The sequence below is a fragment of the Paraglaciecola sp. genome (assembly GCF_051252315.1).
GTDB lineage: Bacteria > Pseudomonadota > Gammaproteobacteria > Enterobacterales > Alteromonadaceae > Paraglaciecola.
Genome location: NZ_JBPOFP010000090.1, coordinates 1 through 18,922, shown reverse-complemented (window position 1 = coordinate 18,922; position 18,922 = coordinate 1). Strand labels below are relative to the sequence as shown.

19 protein-coding genes are annotated in these 18,922 nt (G+C 38.7%); 8 read left to right on the top strand and 11 right to left on the bottom strand.

The window, feature by feature from the left end:
- On the bottom strand, nucleotides 1–884 hold an 884-nt coding region (locus ACSHXM_RS15920), incomplete at its 3' end, for a sulfatase-like hydrolase/transferase (protein ID WP_435690240.1).
- 419 nt (nucleotides 885–1,303) lie between these two features.
- On the opposite strand from ACSHXM_RS15920, the gene ACSHXM_RS15915 reads away from it, so the two are divergent.
- A complete protein-coding gene (locus ACSHXM_RS15915) occupies nucleotides 1,304–1,999 on the top strand; it encodes a DsbC family protein (RefSeq protein WP_435690238.1) in 696 nt (231 codons plus the stop codon).
- A 146-nt stretch (nucleotides 2,000–2,145) separates the two neighbouring features.
- Here the strand turns inward: ACSHXM_RS15915 and ACSHXM_RS15910 are convergent, their stop codons facing one another.
- Together ACSHXM_RS15910 and ACSHXM_RS15905 are read right to left on the bottom strand one after the other, a co-directional pair.
- On the bottom strand, nucleotides 2,146–3,243 hold the full coding sequence (locus ACSHXM_RS15910) for a glycoside hydrolase family protein (protein WP_435690236.1): 1,098 nt from the start codon (nucleotides 3,241–3,243) through the stop codon (nucleotides 2,146–2,148).
- Nucleotides 3,244–3,593: 350 nt separating this feature from the next.
- Entirely contained in the window at nucleotides 3,594–4,643 is a 1,050-nt protein-coding gene (locus ACSHXM_RS15905) for a class I SAM-dependent methyltransferase (protein ID WP_435690234.1), read from the bottom strand.
- Nucleotides 4,644–4,962: 319 nt separating this feature from the next.
- Here ACSHXM_RS15905 and ACSHXM_RS15900 point away from each other — a divergent pair, with 319 nt between their 5' ends.
- Complete coding sequence (locus tag ACSHXM_RS15900) at nucleotides 4,963–5,634, top strand: winged helix-turn-helix transcriptional regulator (protein ID WP_435690231.1); 672 nt, start codon at nucleotides 4,963–4,965, stop codon at nucleotides 5,632–5,634.
- A 139-nt stretch (nucleotides 5,635–5,773) separates the two neighbouring features.
- On the opposite strand, the gene ACSHXM_RS15895 is transcribed toward ACSHXM_RS15900, so the two are convergent.
- Nucleotides 5,774–5,902, bottom strand: coding sequence for a hypothetical protein (locus ACSHXM_RS15895; protein ID WP_435690229.1), 129 nt, complete (start codon nucleotides 5,900–5,902; stop codon nucleotides 5,774–5,776).
- Nucleotides 5,878–6,996, bottom strand: a complete 1,119-nt coding sequence (locus ACSHXM_RS15890) for an NAD(P)H-dependent flavin oxidoreductase (RefSeq protein WP_435690227.1) — start codon at nucleotides 6,994–6,996, stop codon at nucleotides 5,878–5,880. The genes ACSHXM_RS15895 and ACSHXM_RS15890 overlap by 25 nt, the downstream gene beginning before the upstream one ends.
- A gap of 214 nt (nucleotides 6,997–7,210) precedes the next feature.
- On the opposite strand from ACSHXM_RS15890, the gene ACSHXM_RS15885 reads away from it, so the two are divergent.
- Complete coding sequence (locus ACSHXM_RS15885) at nucleotides 7,211–7,786, top strand: carboxymuconolactone decarboxylase family protein (protein ID WP_435690225.1); 576 nt, start codon at nucleotides 7,211–7,213, stop codon at nucleotides 7,784–7,786.
- Between the two features lie 309 nt (nucleotides 7,787–8,095).
- A complete protein-coding gene (locus ACSHXM_RS15880; RefSeq protein WP_435690224.1) occupies nucleotides 8,096–10,054 on the top strand; it encodes a S9 family peptidase in 1,959 nt (652 codons plus the stop codon).
- Nucleotides 10,055–10,267: 213 nt separating this feature from the next.
- Here the strand turns inward: ACSHXM_RS15880 and ACSHXM_RS15875 are convergent, their stop codons facing one another.
- Nucleotides 10,268–10,675 carry a hypothetical protein gene (locus ACSHXM_RS15875; RefSeq protein WP_435690223.1) on the bottom strand — a complete coding sequence of 136 codons (408 nt, stop codon included), beginning with the start codon at nucleotides 10,673–10,675 and terminating at the stop codon, nucleotides 10,268–10,270.
- Nucleotides 10,676–10,831: 156 nt separating this feature from the next.
- A complete protein-coding gene (locus ACSHXM_RS15870) occupies nucleotides 10,832–11,464 on the bottom strand; it encodes a GyrI-like domain-containing protein (protein WP_435690221.1) in 633 nt (210 codons plus the stop codon).
- Nucleotides 11,465–11,649: 185 nt separating this feature from the next.
- Between ACSHXM_RS15870 and ACSHXM_RS15865 the strand changes: the two genes are divergently transcribed.
- Nucleotides 11,650–12,393, top strand: a complete 744-nt coding sequence (locus ACSHXM_RS15865) for an alpha/beta hydrolase (RefSeq protein WP_435690218.1) — start codon at nucleotides 11,650–11,652, stop codon at nucleotides 12,391–12,393.
- Nucleotides 12,394–12,434: 41 nt separating this feature from the next.
- On the opposite strand, the gene ACSHXM_RS15860 is transcribed toward ACSHXM_RS15865, so the two are convergent.
- The 4 genes from ACSHXM_RS15860 to ACSHXM_RS15845 form a co-directional block, all read right to left on the bottom strand.
- Nucleotides 12,435–13,292 carry a prephenate dehydratase gene (locus ACSHXM_RS15860; protein ID WP_435690216.1) on the bottom strand — a complete coding sequence of 286 codons (858 nt, stop codon included), beginning with the start codon at nucleotides 13,290–13,292 and terminating at the stop codon, nucleotides 12,435–12,437.
- Between the two features lie 135 nt (nucleotides 13,293–13,427).
- Nucleotides 13,428–13,610 carry a hypothetical protein gene (locus ACSHXM_RS15855; protein ID WP_435690214.1) on the bottom strand — a complete coding sequence of 61 codons (183 nt, stop codon included), beginning with the start codon at nucleotides 13,608–13,610 and terminating at the stop codon, nucleotides 13,428–13,430.
- 384 nt (nucleotides 13,611–13,994) lie between these two features.
- Nucleotides 13,995–14,399, bottom strand: coding sequence for a hypothetical protein (locus ACSHXM_RS15850; protein WP_435690211.1), 405 nt, complete (start codon nucleotides 14,397–14,399; stop codon nucleotides 13,995–13,997).
- Nucleotides 14,400–14,436: 37 nt separating this feature from the next.
- On the bottom strand, nucleotides 14,437–14,784 hold the full coding sequence (locus ACSHXM_RS15845; protein WP_435690209.1) for a hypothetical protein: 348 nt from the start codon (nucleotides 14,782–14,784) through the stop codon (nucleotides 14,437–14,439).
- Nucleotides 14,785–15,395: 611 nt separating this feature from the next.
- On the opposite strand from ACSHXM_RS15845, the gene ACSHXM_RS15840 reads away from it, so the two are divergent.
- The 3 genes from ACSHXM_RS15840 to ACSHXM_RS15830 form a co-directional block, all read left to right on the top strand.
- Nucleotides 15,396–16,715, top strand: coding sequence for a c-type cytochrome (locus ACSHXM_RS15840; protein ID WP_435690207.1), 1,320 nt, complete (start codon nucleotides 15,396–15,398; stop codon nucleotides 16,713–16,715).
- Entirely contained in the window at nucleotides 16,715–18,160 is a 1,446-nt protein-coding gene (locus ACSHXM_RS15835; protein ID WP_435690205.1) for a DUF7133 domain-containing protein, read from the top strand. The genes ACSHXM_RS15840 and ACSHXM_RS15835 overlap by 1 nt, the downstream gene beginning before the upstream one ends.
- 233 nt (nucleotides 18,161–18,393) lie before the next feature.
- Nucleotides 18,394–18,922: substrate-binding periplasmic protein (locus tag ACSHXM_RS15830; protein ID WP_435690203.1), on the top strand; the 529-nt coding region annotated here is incomplete at its 3' end.

Here is an 18,922-nt window from a genome sequence, read left to right as displayed (position 1 = left end):
AACGGGAAAAACAACATAAAAGGCGCATCTTTACTGTCTTTAATAAAGTCTTTGGCTTTATCGGTAAAAACATGAGGAAAATCTTCATCTACCCATTCAGCAGACTTACCACCTGCCATCCAACCTATACGAGAGATCCCATTAACTATGGTTCTACTGTGCTGCAAATCAGCCGTTTGTTTCAATAGTTCAGGGCTTTCAGTGCCTACAGGGCGATTACCAATACGCTCTTCGTAACTAATAGTGATTGGATCATTTGGATCTAGATTCACCACTTTATGGTTTTCCAAATATACGGTAGGCACTCGGTCACCAGTAGCTGGCATCAAAAAGCTATAGTCAAACCCAAGCTCCAGAGGACCAGGTTTAACATCTTTATTCCAATCAACAAAGCCATCACCTAGGCCTAAATGCCATTTACCCACCACAGCGGTTTTATAACCCGCCTTTTTTAACATTTTAGGTAAGGTAGGTTTGGTGTGATCAATAATTAAAGGGGCATCACCCGGCAGAATTGCTGCGTCATTTCTAAAGGCAAACTGCCCTGTTAATAACGAATAACGAGATGGGGTACAGGTTGCCGCAGAACTATGAGCATCGGTATAGCGGATCCCGTCAGCGGCTAAAGCATCAACATTAGGTGTTTGAGTTGCCGTCATGCCGTAACTACTTAAATCACCGTAACCTAAATCATCTACATAAAATATGACGATGTTAGGTTTAACCGCTTGTGTTGATGATGCGGATGATTGCTTTGCAGTTTGTGGTGACTGCTCAACTGTACTGGATTTTTCACTGCCACATCCCACTAATAAGCCAGCCACTATCACCACAGAAGTAATCAGCTTACTCGCTGCGTACCCTATTTTATTTAGATAAATCATTACGTATCAAACCCTTGTATCAAATCATTCCTGACAAAATAATATATTACACATAAAATACTAATTTTAAATACAAATCTATTGAATTAATTATGAAAAACAAGTGCCAGATGGCGATTTCGCATTTAGTACAGCTTATATAAAGAAGTACCTAAAAAGGATATCCAGACTGGATAATAAAAATCAGCACAATAGAATTGTGCCTCCAATTGCAAGTGATGGAGGCTAAATATACGTAACCTAAATACTGGATATGCCGAACCTCTCGATAACAATATTTAGGACTAAGTGGTTTTGCGTATAGACAAATCAAGCTGAAGATTTAAAGTACTCCCTTTCAACAGCATAAAAATAAGAGTGTAATTATCAAAATTTTTTTAGCCTTTTTCTTTAACAGCGTTTTACTCGCGATATGCCTATTGTCTCAACCTGGAATAGCCCAAGAGGTGTCAGTAGAGACTAAGAATAGTATTATTAACGGTTTAAAAAATGGTCCAGCAGGTTTAACCGTTACCAATATTGAACACACTCCTATCTCCGGAATATATCAAGTGAGTGTTCAAGGCAACAAAGTATTTTATAGCTCCGAAGACGGCCAATACATATTTACCGGTCAAATGTTTAAGGTAGCGGGTGGAAAAGTCACTGATGTTGTACAACTAAAACAATCGCAAAAAAATATTCAGAAAATAAAGCAAGTGCCTAAGAAAAATACCATTGTTTATCCGGCTACTGGGGTTAAAAAACATCAACTTAATGTGTTTACTGATGTGGATTGCCCGTATTGTGCCAAGCTCCATCAGGAGATCCCCAAACTCAATGCGATGGGTGTGGAAGTGGTTTATTTAGCGTTCCCTAGAGCAGGAATACATTCACCGTCTTTTTCAAAAATAGCCTCTGTCTGGTGTAGTGAAACGCCTAAACAAAGCATAAATAAAATGTACCAAAATCAAACAATGGATCTGCTAGAGTGCGACGACACAGCTATCATAGCTCAACATCAACTCGCATTAGATCTGTCCCTTAAAGGCACCCCGGCGATATTTTTTGAAGATGGAAAGATCATGTATGGCTTTCACAAAGCGGAAAGTTTATTAGACATGTTAGAGAAGTAACTCGCTAACTCAACTCACAAATTAAAAGCGTCAGTAACGGGCTAAATACAACTAAAACGCGCCGACCAATAACGAAATCAACATTTAGTGTTCGTTGCTTGAAAAATACAAAACAACGAACACTACAACTCAGCTATCTAAAAAACTTATTGTTTGAGCGGAATGAATAGCGAATGAGTATCTCCGTTCTTCAAAAATATGCCTGCTGTCATTACCAGCGGTTTACCGTTTTCAGAATATATCCCCATTCGCTCATATCGATGAACTTCCACGGTTTCCCCTGTTGTGGTGACATACTCTTTATCAGCCACTTTATAATGTTTGGCTCTTCCCCAATTTAAACCGTCGGTTGAAGTTAACATGCCCATATAACCAAACGCATGATACAAGTTATAGTATCGCTTACGCTGGGCGTCATACCAAACTTCCGGATCTTCTGAATTATAATTAATGACCACTGGTTTATGTTGCATTTTCCAAGGGCCTAGAGGATTGTCTGCTAATAACGCAGCCTGCATTCGGATAATTTCATGGGGTTTTTGATCCGGTTGATCACCGCGAATAACCATTAAATAGTCACCTTCAGGGCGCTTAGTCACAGTGACATTATTTGACTGATTGGCAATGGGTAATTGAGGTTCAAATACCGGTCTATCAAAGCGTTTCCACGGTCCTTCGATATTATCAGCAACCGCAACCCCAATACGTTGATTTAATCGCAGCATATTTCTCAGATTACCCGGCTTCCAATTAGAACCGCGGGCTTCTTGAAGTTGCTCTTTGGTTAAGTCCGTAATGCCTGAGTTTGTCGACATATAATAAAGGTAATATTTGCCGTCAAATTCATACACTTTAGTACAATGCACTGTGTATTGATCCCAATGACCATCGCCTCTTCCACCCATGACTTCTTGAACTTTTGTCCACGGCCCCGTTGGGCTATCAGAAACCGCACGGGATACAATGCCATCGGTTAACCAAGAATAAAAACCATGTTTTTTAGGCATTTGGTCGTAAAACAAATGATATTTTCCATCTTTACCTTTAACAATGGTTGAACCCCAGTTGAAATATTCATCATCATGAAAAACATTTTCTTGTGCAACCGGCTGCATCGCTGCTGACAAATTGTAATCGTCAGTGTCTTTTGCGGTTGCTCCAAATGCACATACACACAAGGCTAGGGATAAAAAAATGTTTTTAAAACGCTGGTGAACCAACGGGTACTTTTTACTATTTTTCATTATTAGTGTTCCATATCATCGATCTAGTCACACTCGTATTGCATAGAATACGGTGCCATTGTGTAATTTGTTTTGATTAAGTAAACAGGTGTCAATTACGAATGTAAACCTACCACCAAATCTTAAAAGGGAGTTCCTAAGCTTCACCCAATTATAATGTTTAATGTTAACAACTTAAAAGAACTATATGAAAAATATTATACATAATAATAAAAACCGTAAGCTTTATAAAGATACCATCGACCCTTACTGTTTATCGATACTCACGATAACTTAACCTGCACCAGCCCATTGCTCACAGCTTGCTAGACAAGCTGCGTGCCTTCAATTTTATTTATTGTTGTATCTTGCTAGGGGCATTTAGCTTCAATAATAATATTAAATGGAGTCTGAGCTATTTGTTTAATTTGTATGAACCCAGCCTGTTGCAACACTTCAGATAGCCGTTGATGGCCAGCCTGAGCACCTAATGCCAGCCCTACATCTTGCGACAAAGAACAAGGAGTACACACAGCAGTGGACGCGGCGTAATATAACCGACTAACGGGATTAATGTTATCTTCTACCCCATTACCTGCAGCAGGCTCTACCAACAATAAACTTCCTCCCGGCTTAAGTGACTTTAACGCATGTTCAGCCGCTCCCACAGGGTCGCCCATGTCGTGCAAACAATCCATAAAACAGACTAAATCAAAGCCAGTGGTAGGATACGATTGGGCGTCTTTGATTTCAAAAGTTACATTGTGATTAGTACTTTCTAATTGAGCTCTTTCGTTAGCTGTTTTGACAGATTCTGCATGATTATCAAAACCATAAATTTTTGAATGTTTAAATGCATTGGCCATAACAATAGTGGATGCGCCGTGGCCACAACCGATGTCAGCAACCAGTGCGCCGTGTTCAAGTTTTTCTAAAACACCATCCATAGCAGCTATCCAGTCATTGACTAAAAATGTTTTATACCCAGGACGAAATAACGATTCACTTCCGCAAAATAATCTATGGTGGTGAGCCCCCCAGGGAATGCCCTCACCTGTTTGAAACACGGCTTGTAATTTCTCTTCGTCATGCCAAAGAGAAGCTGCTACTTCCAAAGCCGGCACCAAAAAAACTGGGCTTTCAGGATCTGCCAAAACAGGAACATAAGCATCTGGTAACTCATACGTTTTATCATTTTTATGGTATTGAAGGTACTGCCCTGCCACCTGGTTATTCAACCATTCACGCACATATCTCTCTGCTAGGCTGAGTTTATCGGCCAATTGTTGTGAAGTCAGGGGGCCAGCAAAAGCCATGGCTTTATATAAGCCTAACTTATTGCCTAAACTGGTCATTACTCCCGACAGGGTGGCGCTCATGTCGGTCACGACTTGGCCGGCAAATTCTTCTGTTGTGTTCATATTAAATTCCTTTAACTATTATTAAATAATGGCAATCAGTGGTTATTTGTACTGACGTGTTATGTAAATAAACTCTCCATTTAAAATCCCCCCAACTCTTCTGAAAATTGGAAGAGCTGGCGATAAGTGCATGATGAGCAGGTAGTTAACCAGCATCACACCGCTGTTTTTTAAACGAATGCGTATCACTCAGATTGAGTTTATTGCCTTGCTGAATTTTAATAAGTTCACTTTATGAAGTTATTAACTACACTTTGTGAAGTATCTAACTTTTATTTATGAAGTTAAGATTAAATGGTCGACGAGAAAGGAGCATGTTATGGAATTTGGTCAGTTTTGTCCCATTGCAAAAAGTACAGAAATCTTAGGTGAGAAGTGGACCATACTCATTATTCGAGAGCTTCTAATGGGCGCTAACCGTTTCAACGAGTTACAAAGAGGGCTTGGCACCATTTCACCTGCTTTATTAACTAAACGACTGCAAACGTTGGTCAACTATGAATTAGTCGTAAAAAAGAAAATATCTGGGCAGAAAGGTTATGAGTATTACCCAACTGCAGCGGCAAAAGAGTTATTACCTATTTTTGTCAGTTTAGGAGATTGGGGGATGAGATGGACTAGGCAACATCTCACCACCAATGACTTTGATCCTGACTTTTTAATGCTGTATCTCAAACGAAGTATTCAAACAGAATACTTGGCTGGGCAAGAAACCATTATCAAATTTTACTTTACCGACATCGCTAAACAACCTAATTGGTGGATCATAGTGAATAACGAAAACGTTGATTTATGTACTATGGATCCAGGTAAAGAAGTGGACGTGTATTTTACCTGCTCGGTAAAATGTATGTCTGACATTTGGATGGGTGAAACCTCTTATGGAGCACAGATTCAAAAAGGACATTTAAAGTTAGTAGGCCGCAGTGATCTTACAAAAAATGTCTCGAGTTGGATGACAAATTGTATGTTTGCTAAAGACAAAGATTAATTGCGGTGAAATCAGAAACACAGCGTCATCTAACATGAAAGATGTTATTCACGCTTTTTTATCCTTATCTATGAAATCAATGTGTCAATTGGCAAGCGCCCCCCAAGGATGACGGAAGGTAGAATAACGCAGGACGCAGTTATCGAGAGGCTGGTGAACGAAATAAATGCTCGGTAAGCGCAGCGTATACTTTTTCGAAACTTGAAGCCCAATAAAGGTTATCACTCATACCAGCCATTAACCCTAACTCATCAAATATTCTTGCCATATGCGTTCAATTACATCTGCAGCAGGTGGAATGTCGTGGATATGATCGACCCCTTTTCCGGCATACATAGCCATATCTTTTACTTGACCTGTCACCTCAGTTGATGGCGGATTTGATTGATAACGAACAATGGTTTTATCGTTATCGATAAATCTGGCGATGACGTCTCCTTCTCCCGGGCGGTTATTTTCTGGTGGGCATCCTGCCCCTTCCCACATTTCAAAGGTGTTATTGCGGATAATTCTGTGAGTGGCATTGCCCCAATATTTGTTTAAACACACAGTAAAAGCGGTATCTTCGTAGGTCGACTCGACCAACGTTTTTTTATATTCTGGGTGCGCCATGCTTTCTTGGGTGGCAACAAAACGTGATCCCATGACGACTCCAGCAGCCCCTAACGCAAAACATTGTTTAATATCCGCTCCGCTAGCAATACCACCAGAGGCCACAACCGGTATATCTTTGGCAATGGGCACTATGCGTTTTAAGGCACTGGCTAAAGGTCTAGAAGCATGCACATGTCCACCAGCTTCAAGTCCTTGTACCACCAGATAGTCTGCTCCAGCTTTTAAGGCGCTGATTGCACTGTTTTCGCTAGTGACTTGAATGCCCAGTGTGATCCCTGCTTGTTTTATTTTGTTCAACATAATGTCATTGGGTATGCCCCAAGAAAATTGAATGATTTTCACCCCAGCTTCAAGAGTCTTGTCTAGCGCTGCACATGGAAAATTCAGCACAAAATTGGCGTAAAACTCTCCTGTAGTTTTGCCTTGTACTGCTTTTATCCACTTACTGGCTTTAGATGGTTTTGTCCAAGTAAGAGGCAGACCTCCCAGCGCGCCTTTATTGGCCACAGCTGCAACCAGCTCAGTAGTCACCGCTCCAGCAGCAGGAGCTTGAATAATGGGATATTTGATGTTCAGCAATTTCATCAATTTTTGATTCATATTATTCAGTGGTAAAACATTCGACGACACTGAAAGTCCATCAACTTTGTGCTTATCCCCCGCCATACCCGCTAAAGGCATACTTGCTGCACTAAATAACAGACTGTTTTGAATGAATTTACGTCTACTTATATTAGGTTTTGGCATGTGTGCTCTCGTTTAACAAGGTGCGTGGTTAGACTAAGAGTGAAAGCTAAATGCAAATTTGTATAGTTTCAAAAAGGAAGTAACCCACTACATAAAATGAAGTTGGTTTGTTCACTTAATGAAGCACTTTGCTGCATGTTGTGAAGTATTTTTAGCTAAGACCTTGAACCAAACTAGTGCTGACTTTTTGTCATAACTATTAAGGAGAACGTTAATGAATCATTTTGCATATCACAATTTAGACACGGCACCTTCCGGCTCTGTTGAGGTGTTGGCATCTGTTGAGCAAAAATTAGAATGTATTCCAAATATTTTTGCGGTGATTGCCGAGTCGCCTTCAGCATTAAAAGGCTTGGCAGAGTTGAATCAGGCATTTAGTCATTCAACCTTTAGCCCTGAAGAGCAGCAGATCATTTTGTTAGCTACCAGTACCACCAACGAATGTGTGTATTGTGTAGCTGGGCATACTGCTTTTGCGCAAAATTTGGATATAACCCCGAACGATTTAACGGCATTACGCAACAAACAAAACACCTCTAACTCTCGGTTTAATACTTTAGTGAACACGGTACAACAGTTGATCCAGCACAGAGGCCGAATAACAAGGTCCTGTATGCGTGATTTCTTACTAGCAGACTTTAGCCAAGCTCAATTTATGGAGTTAGTACTTGGCGTTTGCGTGAAGACATTTACCAACTATGTGAGTAATGCCTTAAGTGTTGAGTTAGATGAACAGTTCAAGCCATTTGCTTGGGCTCGCCCAAGTGATATTGAATCACTTACAGCTTAAAGTATCAGTACCTACTAATTGTCATAGTAGGTACTGTTTAAAACAGTTTAGGTTTCACGTACAAAGAATCTAAAAGGCGCTTTTACTCGTTATGAGAAAGGTTGGCATTTTTAAAAGTGGTATTTCACATGTTTAGATGTGCCGAACAATTCCCTCTATTCACATATATATACAATCCATCCCCAAAATCAGAAAAAACAAAAATCACTTTAAATACAATAACTTACACAAAACAAAACGTTTAACACTTAGGTAGCTTATTACAAAAACTCTGCTAAGATTGAGCTGTTAATTAAGAGGATAATAATAATGAAACACCTGAGATCTAACTTACTCACGATCATTGCTTTACTGCCATTTTCTTTTATATCTGTTGCGCAAGTTATCACCACCACAGCTAATAATGGTCAATTAGTGATGGAAGACATTCCCCCTATACCTGATCAATTAGTTACAGATTTAAATCGTTATCAAAATGTCCGATCTGCACCATTTAGAGGGTTTAGCGAAAACGGAGAAAGTATTTATGTTTCCACCCGCTTTGGTGATGTGAATCAAATACACCAAGTCGACAAGGCTGGCGGAGCTCGGAAACAATTAACTTTTTTTAAAGAACCTATTGGAGGAATATTTCCTCAACCCAATAGCAATAACATCGCATTTAACATGGATGCAGGAGGAAATGAATACTCACAAATTTTTATGCTAGATACCAAAACTGGGACTAGCAAGATGTTAACGGATGGGGAATCACGTAATGGCTCCCCAGCGTGGAATAATAACGGCGAAGCCTTCTCTTATCAAAGTACAAAAAGAAACGGAAAATCCAACGATATTTGGGTGATGGACGTAAAAACGGCAGCCTCTAAAATTGTAGTTGAATCAAAAGATGGTAGCTGGTGGGGACCAGTGGATTGGAGTGAAGACAATAAAAAATTAATCGTTTTAGAATATGTTAGCGCGAGTGATTCTCGTATTTATATGGTTGATATAGCCAGTAAACATAGACAACTACTAGCAGGTGATTTAGAAAAAGGTACTGTCAATTATGGCTTAGCCTTTGATGCCAATGATGAAGGCATGTATTTTATCACTAATGAATACAGTGAATTTCAACAGCTAGCTTATAAGTCATTTAAGCAAGATGAAGTTAACGTTATTACCAAAGACATAAACTGGAATGTTGGCGCTTTTGAACTTTCCAATCAAGGTGATAGAGCGGCTTTTACAGTAAATGAAAATGGTATTGATAGCCTGTATTTACTTGATACCAAAACCTTTTCCTTTAAAAAAGTTTCCGGAATACCAACGGGCTTAGTAGGAGGTTTGGAGTTTAGTAAAGATGGTAAAAAACTTGGGTTAACACTCAACACAGCACAATCACCAAGTGACAGTTTTGTATTACAGTTAAAAGATGATGCCCTAGGCCATGCTGAATTAACCCGTTGGACTTACAGTGAAGTCGGTGGATTAGATACCGCTAAGTTCTCTATCCCTGAACTGGTAACTTATAAAACATTTGATCAACGTAACATCCCTGCCTTTGTTTATAAGCCACAAACTAAATTAACTAAGCCACGGCCTGTCATTATAACTATTCATGGTGGCCCGGAAGGACAATTTAAACCAGCATTTAGAAGTACTTACCAATTATGGATGGATAAGCTAGATGCTGTAGTCATTGCTCCTAACGTACGTGGTTCGGCAGGTTACGGTAAAGAATATATCAACTTAGATAACGGCTTTAAGCGTGAAGATTCAGTTAAAGACATTGGCGCTTTACTTGATTGGATTGCGACTCAGCCAGATCTCGATGCGTCTCGAGTTGCCGTATTTGGCGGTAGTTATGGTGGCTATATGGTGTTAGCTAGCGCGGTACATTATTCAGACAAACTGAAAGCAGCTGTTGATATTGTTGGTATTTCTAATTTTGTAACTTTCTTAGAGAATACCAAATCATACCGCAGAGATTTAAGACGTGTAGAGTATGGAGATGAACGTATTCCTGAAATGCGGGCTCACCTTGAAAAAATTAGTCCAAATAATAATGTAGATAAAATAAACATCCCGATGTTTGTTGTGCAAGGAGAAAACGATCCGAGAGTGCCAGTAACTGAAGCCGTGCAAGTCGTAAAAGAACTAAGAGATAATGGCAAAAAAGTTTGGTACATGAATGCTCTGAATGAAGGGCATGGATACAGTAAAAAAGAAAATAGGGATATTTATCAACAAGCCGTCGTATTATTTTTTGAAAAAAACTTACTATAAATGTAATGCAATACTAGCTGCTAAGATTGAATATGTTTTAACAGCTAGTATTTGTTTTACTGCTAAGTTGTATACTTGATAGGCGCTCACTTACGAAGTGGTATTAAACTTCAAAGGAACGGACAGCATAGTCAATCAATAAAACGAATCCTAAAAACGCTTGGAAAGTGAACTTTCCAAGCCAATTCATCTAAAGTCGAGTTTAAACAACAACTAAAAAGTACACACAGCAGTCCAAGCTGACGCTGCTCCACCGCCCGCAGCAGGCGTATATGTAGGCGTACAATTTGCTTTACCATTACCAGGGTTGCCTATACCTGAGTTATACACGGCTGCTCCTCCAGTATCTATTGAAGTAGCTACACCGGGAGTCCCTCCTAGAGAACATTTTGCTTGGACAACAATTTTATTAGCATTGACTCCTCCTACAATACTGGCTTCAGCCTTCACTTGAGGTGAGGTGGGACTACAATTTCCGCCACCTACTACCCTAGTGACACTTGTACCTATACCAGAAATTGTCACTGATGTATTAGTAGCGGCTTGAAATTCGCCACCACCTTGCCCTTCAATTTTACTGTTTAAATTAATGTATGAAAAACCAACAGCTAGCAAAGTCAAAATACTAATAATTAATAATTAATAATAGTTTGTTTGGATTTTCCATTTTGTTTCTCCACAAAACATAGTTTATTTGATCACAAATGATCTCACTAAGTATAGGAGAAAGGAGGCAATATCGTGGAGTAATACCCATTCATCTAACTTTAAGCTTGTTTACTGAACTTGAAACCTCAATACGGTTTTGAGTTTTTCTGGGGGTGTTTTTCTAGCGTCCGATTGATATATTTCTCTATGTACTTTAGACACACGTGATACACCTTGTGACTCAGCGTATTCTTCCATTTGTTGAAAAGTGGCAGGTTCGTCATCATAACTTCCAAGATGTAACATTTGAATACACCTACCTTCTGATACCGTTTTAAACTCTACTTTATCCAAAAGTGGGTTACTTTTTTTGTTTTTAACAATTTCGAATATTTCAGTGTAAAAATCATAGGTGACAAACTCGGGTTGTCGGATCATTAACTCGTAAACAAAATCTACTTTGTTCACCGTACCATCAAACACCTTTTTGGCTTGTTCATTAATGTCCCATACACCTTCTAAGGGATAAACCGTAAAATCAAAATGTCCTTGAGGTTTAACTTCCATCTTTTTAGGTAACATTTTAATACCGTAAGCCAATGAATATAGGGTACCAATAAGCTCTGAGAACAACTCTTGTGCAGGACTTCCTTCACCATGGATAGTGATAAATTGCAGATCGGGCAAATCAAGCAATTCTGGTTTGGCTTTTGGCAAATACAAAGCCTTCTCTTTTTTCCTCCATTCATGCTTCACTGACATTCCCGTCCCCTATTTATGATGATTAATCCGAACTCAGTATAATTAGTTTAACTATAAAATGATTAAACAGTGCCAGGCAACCTACTTGGTCACTCACCTTAACAATTACTAATTTCAACGAGTAAACCTTTTATCTTATTTAAATGGCGTTAGTTTTAATTCTCATTTAATAATAAGGGACCTTTATGTCAATTCTAAAAGTTGCATTAACAGCCACATTAATAACCATATCCATTGGAGTTTGGGCTAAACCTATTAGTTTTTCGACCAACAAAAACATTGAGGTAAAGGGTGATTATTATGCTCCTACCAACGCCAGCAAACTTGGGGTGTTAATGCTTCATCAATGCAACTTTAACCGGTCTATGTATAACCAGATTGGTCTTAAATTGGCTAAGCAGGGAGTTCACGCTTTAAGCATAGATTTTAGAGGATTTGGAGAAAGTACCGATGCTGAGTTTGACGTTAATAAGGTAAGAGAACTACCAGAAAACCAGCGCCGTAAAGCTTGGGGTGCCATGTCAGCTGATTGGAGCAAAGATGTACAAAAAGCATATGACTTTCTGCAAGAAAAGACATCAAGCAAAGGAAAAATCGGCGTTATTGGAGCAAGTTGTGGTGGCGGGCAAGCAATAAACTTAGCACAGAATAACCCCATTGAAGTTATCGGCTTTTTCTCATCTGCACAAGGCGAAAGCAACATCGCTCGATATCAATCAAGGTTAGCGAATAAACCCACTTTAATCATAGCGGCTGAAGACGATGGAAATACCTTCGTTAGTGCTCAAACCTTGTTTAAAACAACGACCCACCCAAAAAGTAAATTTATCTCTTATAAAGGGGGCGAACATGGCTATCCACTGCTAAAACAAGACCAACATCTTGCAACAGAAATCGTCAACTGGTTTACTTCTCAGCTAGTTAAATAGTTTAAATTTACTATCAAAAACCAAACAAATGGGGTCTATGCTTATACACTTTGTACCGCTTTTACATGCGCTTTTGCGGCTGGATAAGACCCCATATTTTTTACTTTAGCGATTTGATTAATTTCTGCAATCGCTTCAGCAACAGGCTGTTGCTCTGCATGCCCTTGTACGTCAATTAAAAAGTTATATTGACCAAATTCTATTTTAGTTGGCCTAGAAATAATCGAGGTTAAATTGACGTTTCGTGAGGCAAAAGACGTTAACACTTCGGCTAATAAGCCAGGTCTATCGTGATCATCAAACACCACAATACTGGTTTTCCAGTTAGTAGAATCATCTACCTCTCCCGCCCTGCTGTTTTTAGTTAAGGCTAAGAAACGGGTTTGATTATTTTTATAATCATTTACATTGGCTACAACCTGCTTGAATTCTAAACGGTCAAAAGAACTGGAGGGCACAATAGCTGCACTATTTCCGGCTTCTTCTATTAGTTTATTCAAAGATTCAATATTACTTTGGGTTGAAATAATTTTGGTATTTTCTAAGCCATCTATGAATTCTGAGCATTGACCTTTAGCCACAAACTGCACAAAAAGTTTGTCTATTTTATCCAACTCAGCTGCATGACTCACAAATGAGAATTGAATAGGCAATAAAATTTCAGAAACAATCGTTAAGTCACTTTCAATTAAGTGATCTAAGACTAGAGATACAAACCCTTCGGAAAAGTTTTCAATAGGCAAAACGGCTATATCAGTGTCGTCATTCACTGAATTTAGTACTTTTTTAATAGTGCCAAAAAATTCAATTTCATGGGGCGTTGCACATGTTTCCAAATATTTTAAAGAAGCGGCTTCAGAGTAGGTTCCTTTTGGACCTAAGGTGACTAATTTATTCATGATTTGGACTACATTTTTCCGTAAGGCGAAGGTAATACTTATTAGCTTTGGTAAGCGATACCCATTATGTACACTAATTTAATCTCATTCCCAACGTCTGTAAATGACACGAATGGCATAATATATCCCGCTGAATTAGGTTAACCAACCGCTTTCTTTTTGATGGACGGCTAAGAGCGAATTGTAGTATTTGTTTTCAAGTTGTTTAAAAGTAAATGCTGCGCATACCGCATACCAAGCATTCACTTCGTTCACCTGCATCCATGCAGTTTTTAACTCGAATCCCTTCGAGCTAGATACTCTTTCTTCAACAGCCAAGAAAGAGTATCCAGAAAGAGGCCGCGCTCCACAAACTTACCTTATTTAAAAAGAAATTGGCTTTTACTTCGAACCGGCAATAAGCCGCTCCCAGCTATAAAAGATTGCCTTGTCCAGATGTCCATATCTAGACATTCGACAAGCCCATTTCTTTTTAGCGTAAGTTTCATTCGCAGGAAAATCAAAAGCTACAGAGATTAAATCAAGATGTGTATGGCGGCTTCGAGCGAGGAGCTGACCTTGGGGATATTCAGTTTATGATTGAGCTAAAGACGCTAAAGCGGACATTAACGCTTTGCCAAGGGGCAAATGCGAACGTTGTTGGGCGAAGCCCAGTGAGTATTTGTCCCAGCCGCGTTGTTTGCGGCGAACTTTGCCAACTTGTTATATGCTGCCGTAAATTGAATACACACCATTTTCATAATGAAATAAGCCTTTACTGTTGTATGAGCAATGCCCCGTTTTAAAGAAACCACCACCTAAAAAACCAAGGTTAATAACTGCTTTATCTGTGTATGCTTTCTGGAGCAACTCTAAGGATTTCAAGTGAATGCTTTTGTTTATTAACTTGGTATGGTTTTTCCATCTTTGTTTATCGTATTCGCCTGTTAGTTCTATGACACTGCAATTTGAAGAATCATAATTAAATACCACATGTACTTTTGCTATCAAATTAAAGCTTTCTTGACTCTGTTTGAAATCAGTGATTTCAACAGGAAAATGGCTTCCTCCACCAAAAGATAAGAAAGGCACTAGTGAAATGAATATAATTACTATCGATTTTCTCATAAGCCAAGTGTTTTGCGTCCCATACTTAATGCGCTTGTTATGTTTGATTACTCATTAAATGACCTAACATTAACCCTGAAAAGCCTAAAAGAACACTTCCCAACACCCAAACTAAAATAGGAACAACAAAACCATGCCATGATGTTATGCCTAAAAATTTTACAAAATATAAAATTAATGCAAATAACAAAATATAACCAGTGTATTGGGATATTTGATAAATAACATTTTGGGCTATTAACTCGATTACACAAAATGAAGTACAAATAGCCGCTATTTTCATAGGGTTTTCAACCAAGCTAAATAACTTTAGACCACTATAGAACAGAGAAAAGTAGATAGTCATTGCTATTAGAGCGAGCAAAATTGGAAATAATAATGTCACAGGAATCCTTTCAAACATAACAGTGTATTAAACGGAATTCCCGCTAACTCCATTTTGAAAAGAGCCAGCCTTTCACCGTTTCACACCAATTTATTTAATATTATTAGTAACTTACCAGCATTATTTTGTACTGACAACTGTGTACCGTTTTGTAGAAAGCGAGAATTGTATTAAACGAGAATTAATTTGGGTCGTTATGTAAAAACATAGATTTTTAAATCATTGATATTAATTTATTTATCAGTGCGAAAAGCGAGAATTTCATTCATTTACATAACGCGCCATTTTGAGCAGATATCAATGTGTTTACTTATACCTGCATAGATTAACAGCCTAATGAGAGTATAATATTTTGAGTTTGAATGGCCGCTTTCGCTCATTTTTACCGTTCGACTCTATAAGTCGTTTGGTCTGCTAATGGCACTTATCTGCCTTTCAAAAGCGGTGAAACCTTCCAAATCTAAAAGCTCGTTAAATAAAATAAGCTTAACACTAAAAATTATCATATTGTTGACTGTGAAACTTGGCCAACATAGGGTCATAATTGGTCGAGTTTTACCTAATTACATCACACTTTAAACCTAGATAAATTTTTTAATAAAGGAAGTGCTTTGAACTTGTTAAACCACAAATTAATCAAAACAACACTCAGTGGTGCAGTTGTCTGTTTCGCGCTACACGCGTCTCCCACACTTGCCTCTATCTCAGAAGGTAAAGATTTATACGAAACAACCTGTGCTGCCTGCCACGGCAAAGACTTGTCTGGCGGAGCCGGATTTAACTTAAAAGATGAAACTTGGGTGCACGGTGACCAACCCAATGAGATTTTAGCCAACATCAAAAAAGGATTTGGCCAAGCCGGCATGCCTGGTTTCGAAGCAGTTTATTCTGAAGCGCAGCTACAAAGTATCGTGGATTACGTGCTGTCAAAACGTCAAGGTTTCGAAAACTTGACCTATAAAATTTATCACCTTGATAAAGATGCACCTGCTGATTTTTCTATCTTAGAAAAACTAGAGGTAAAAAAGTCAGGCTCTGCACCCAACAATTTAATCGATTTTGCCCTACCGGAAGTGGATGATTACATAATCGAATTTGAAGGGGAATTACACGCACCTAAAGACCAAACTAGCCAAATATTTGCCATGGTTTACCGAGAATTATTTGAAATTGAAATTAACGGTAAACGAGTTGATACCTCACAAAAAGAATGGTTAAGAGTGGCTTGGCCTATTAAAGCCGGCAAACAACACTTTAAAATTCGTTATTCTACCGTTGGTACAAGAGCTAACCATAAAAGGAACTTTAACTTTTTTGTAGCAGACAATGCCTTAACCCAAAAACTATTTGGGATCAGTACAGGTGGCAAACAATTTTTAAACAAAGCAACGGTAAACATTAAGGCTGAGTCTCAACCTCAAGTTGTACGTAAAAAAATAGTTAACTTACCCACATATTCAATTGCGGTAGGTTTTCCAGAAAAAATTAACTATGCCTTTAATACTAAGACTTGTGCAATCAACGGCGTATGGACAGGTGACTTAGTCAATATTGGCCCTAACATTGAAGGTCGAGGCAGAGACGGCGGGGTTATTTTGGGTGAGTGGGTTTATCACTCCCCCAAAGGCATAACACCTACCGAAGGAAAGTGTGTATTTAATAAATACAACCGCCAAGGTAATCCGACATTTGTCTACCAACTCGGCAACAATCAATATTCAATTAAGGTTAATGCAAACGGCAATACGTCATTGGTCTTAACCTATACCTTAATATCTGGAAAAAATTCTAAGTTCGTTCTTGATTTACCACAACTCGACAATGCTAGTTTTACCACTAATAACGGCACAATAAGTAATAATCAATTCAGCACTCAAGCCAAAGTAGGCCAGTCATATCAAATAAACTTAGCCTTGTTGGAGAGCAAATAATGAAAATTAAACAGTCACTTATTACCTGTAGTTTGCTTGTCGCTGGCCTAGTCAATGTTGCAGATGCAAAAACGACTTATATTCCCAAAGGGTACTCTATTGAGACCATAACAACGCCTAAAGACGTACGTTTTCATGCCACGGGTTTAGACACCAACAAACAAGGCCATGTTTACGTTGCAACCCGATTTGGTGACGTTTGGGCCCTAAAAAATGATACATGGACTAAATTTGCAGACGGCTTACACGAACCCACAGGCCTGATGTGTGATGACGATGGCAGCATAGTGGTTGGCCAAAAACCTGAATTAACTCGTTTAGTGGACTTAGACAAAGACGGCGTAGCCGATGATTACATTCGTGTAGCTGATGGCTGGGAGTTTCACGATAACTACCACGAATTTAACTTCGCTCCTGTTAAAGATAAAGCAGGAAACTATTACGGCACACTCAACCTAGGTCATGGCGTGCCTGATGCATTGAAATTAGGCGCAATGGATAGTGGTGGCGGTTATCGTGGCTGGGCTTACAAAGTATCTCCAGATGGTAAATTCACACCTTTTGCATCTGGATTACGTTCACCAGCGGGTTTAGGCATGAGTCCGAATAACGAAATGTTTTACACCGACAACCAAGGTGATTGGGTGGAGACATCTAAATTACATTTGTTAGAAGAAGGCAAATTTTACGGGCACCCAGTAACATTGCGTGACGATCCTAATTTTGGTTTAGACAAAGTACGAGAGAACAAATCTAACTTCAAAATGTTTGATGAGATGCGAGAAAAACCCGTGGTTTGGATCCCCCATTTGGAAGTGGCTAACTCACCTGGCAACCCTGAGTGGGATGTATCAAAAGGAAAGTTTGGTCCATTTGAAGGGCAAATATTTATTGGTGACCAAACCCAATCGAATATATTCCGTGTGATGTTAGACAAGGTAAAAGGTAAATACCAAGGCGCGGTTATTAACTTTATTGACGGATTCCAAAGTGGCAACATTCGCCTAGACTTTGACAATCAAGGTCAACTTTGGGTAGGCCAAACCGCTAGAGGCTGGGGCGCAAAAGGAGGCAAACCTTTCGGTCTACAAAAAGTAGTTTGGAATGGTGAAACGCCATTTGAATTATTAGACATGAAACTCACAGCAAAAGGTTTTAAATTGTCTTTCACTCAAGCACTAAGCGATAAAAATGTCCTTGCGAAACACTTTAAGGTACATGAATATAACTACAAATACACCAGCAGATATGGCTCTGATAAACACAACACAAAAGACTTAACAGTGAAAAATGTGACTTTATCTGAAGACAAAAAATCTGCAGAAATTGAGTTAGATTTAACTGCCGACAAAGTAGTAGTGGTCGATTTTTCAAGTTTACGTAATGTTAGCAAAGAAAAACCTTCGGTAACTAAGGTCTATTATACGTTAAACCAATTACTCTAAACTGACTTAACAAGGCAACCTAAAAGGTTGCCTTGTTACTCGTTTTAAAAGCGCATAAATTCAGTTCTTATCTAAGCTTTTCATCTAATACTTTCAGATTACTTCCAATCTATGTTCTTGCTGTGTTATTAATATTAGGTCGACTGACATCTTGCTAAAAAGTTTGAAGCAGGGCCTTTCATTTGTAACTAAAATGGTTTTATTCAACTTCGAAAAAGGATTTCGGAATACTTATGATAAAAACTAAAAGCATTGCACTCACTTCGTGTCTGTTAGCACTGTATTGCTTCAGTTCTGCTCTATTATCAAATGAAATCATCATATACGGCAACGAAAACAAAGCGCCCAAGTATTACTTCGAAGACAAGAAAGCAAAAGGTATTTTAATCGACATAATGAGATATGTAGATTCCAAATTACCTGAAACCTTTAATTATGAACTCTACCCGTGGAAACGCGCACTCTATTATGCTTCTCAAGCCAAAGGTGGAATTATTGGTTTTTCTAAGAATAAAGAACGCTTAAAAACATTTGATTATTCTGATGTAATGTATTCAGAAGTTATCAACCTTGTTGTTCTACAAGGACATGAGTTTCATTACCAAAACATCAGTTCTCTTCAAGGGAAAAGAATTGGAGTACAAAGAGGATCTAGTTACGGTGACACTTTCGAAAAATCCAAAAGTACCTTAACTTATCACGAAGACGGATCGGGTGAACAAAGACTATTAAAATTATTAAATAAACGTATTGACGTAGCAC

Bases quoted from the DNA above. Each gene is read 5' to 3' on its own strand.
- ACSHXM_RS15910 (WP_435690236.1), bottom strand. From the start codon at position 3,243: ATGAAAAATAGTAAAAAGTACCCGTTGGTTCACCAGCGTTTTAAAAAC.
- ACSHXM_RS15905 (WP_435690234.1), bottom strand. From the start codon at position 4,643: ATGAACACAACAGAAGAATTTGCCGGCCAAGTCGTGACCGACATGAGC.
- ACSHXM_RS15900 (WP_435690231.1), top strand. From the start codon at position 4,963: ATGGAATTTGGTCAGTTTTGTCCCATTGCAAAAAGTACAGAAATCTTA.
- ACSHXM_RS15895 (WP_435690229.1), bottom strand. From the start codon at position 5,902: ATGGCAAGAATATTTGATGAGTTAGGGTTAATGGCTGGTATGAGTGAT.
- ACSHXM_RS15890 (WP_435690227.1), bottom strand. From the start codon at position 6,996: ATGCCAAAACCTAATATAAGTAGACGTAAATTCATTCAAAACAGTCTG.
- ACSHXM_RS15885 (WP_435690225.1), top strand. From the start codon at position 7,211: ATGAATCATTTTGCATATCACAATTTAGACACGGCACCTTCCGGCTCT.
- ACSHXM_RS15880 (WP_435690224.1), top strand. From the start codon at position 8,096: ATGAAACACCTGAGATCTAACTTACTCACGATCATTGCTTTACTGCCA.
- ACSHXM_RS15870 (WP_435690221.1), bottom strand. From the start codon at position 11,464: ATGTCAGTGAAGCATGAATGGAGGAAAAAAGAGAAGGCTTTGTATTTG.
- ACSHXM_RS15865 (WP_435690218.1), top strand. From the start codon at position 11,650: ATGTCAATTCTAAAAGTTGCATTAACAGCCACATTAATAACCATATCC.
- ACSHXM_RS15860 (WP_435690216.1), bottom strand. From the start codon at position 13,292: ATGAATAAATTAGTCACCTTAGGTCCAAAAGGAACCTACTCTGAAGCC.
- ACSHXM_RS15850 (WP_435690211.1), bottom strand. From the start codon at position 14,399: ATGAGAAAATCGATAGTAATTATATTCATTTCACTAGTGCCTTTCTTA.
- ACSHXM_RS15835 (WP_435690205.1), top strand. From the start codon at position 16,715: ATGAAAATTAAACAGTCACTTATTACCTGTAGTTTGCTTGTCGCTGGC.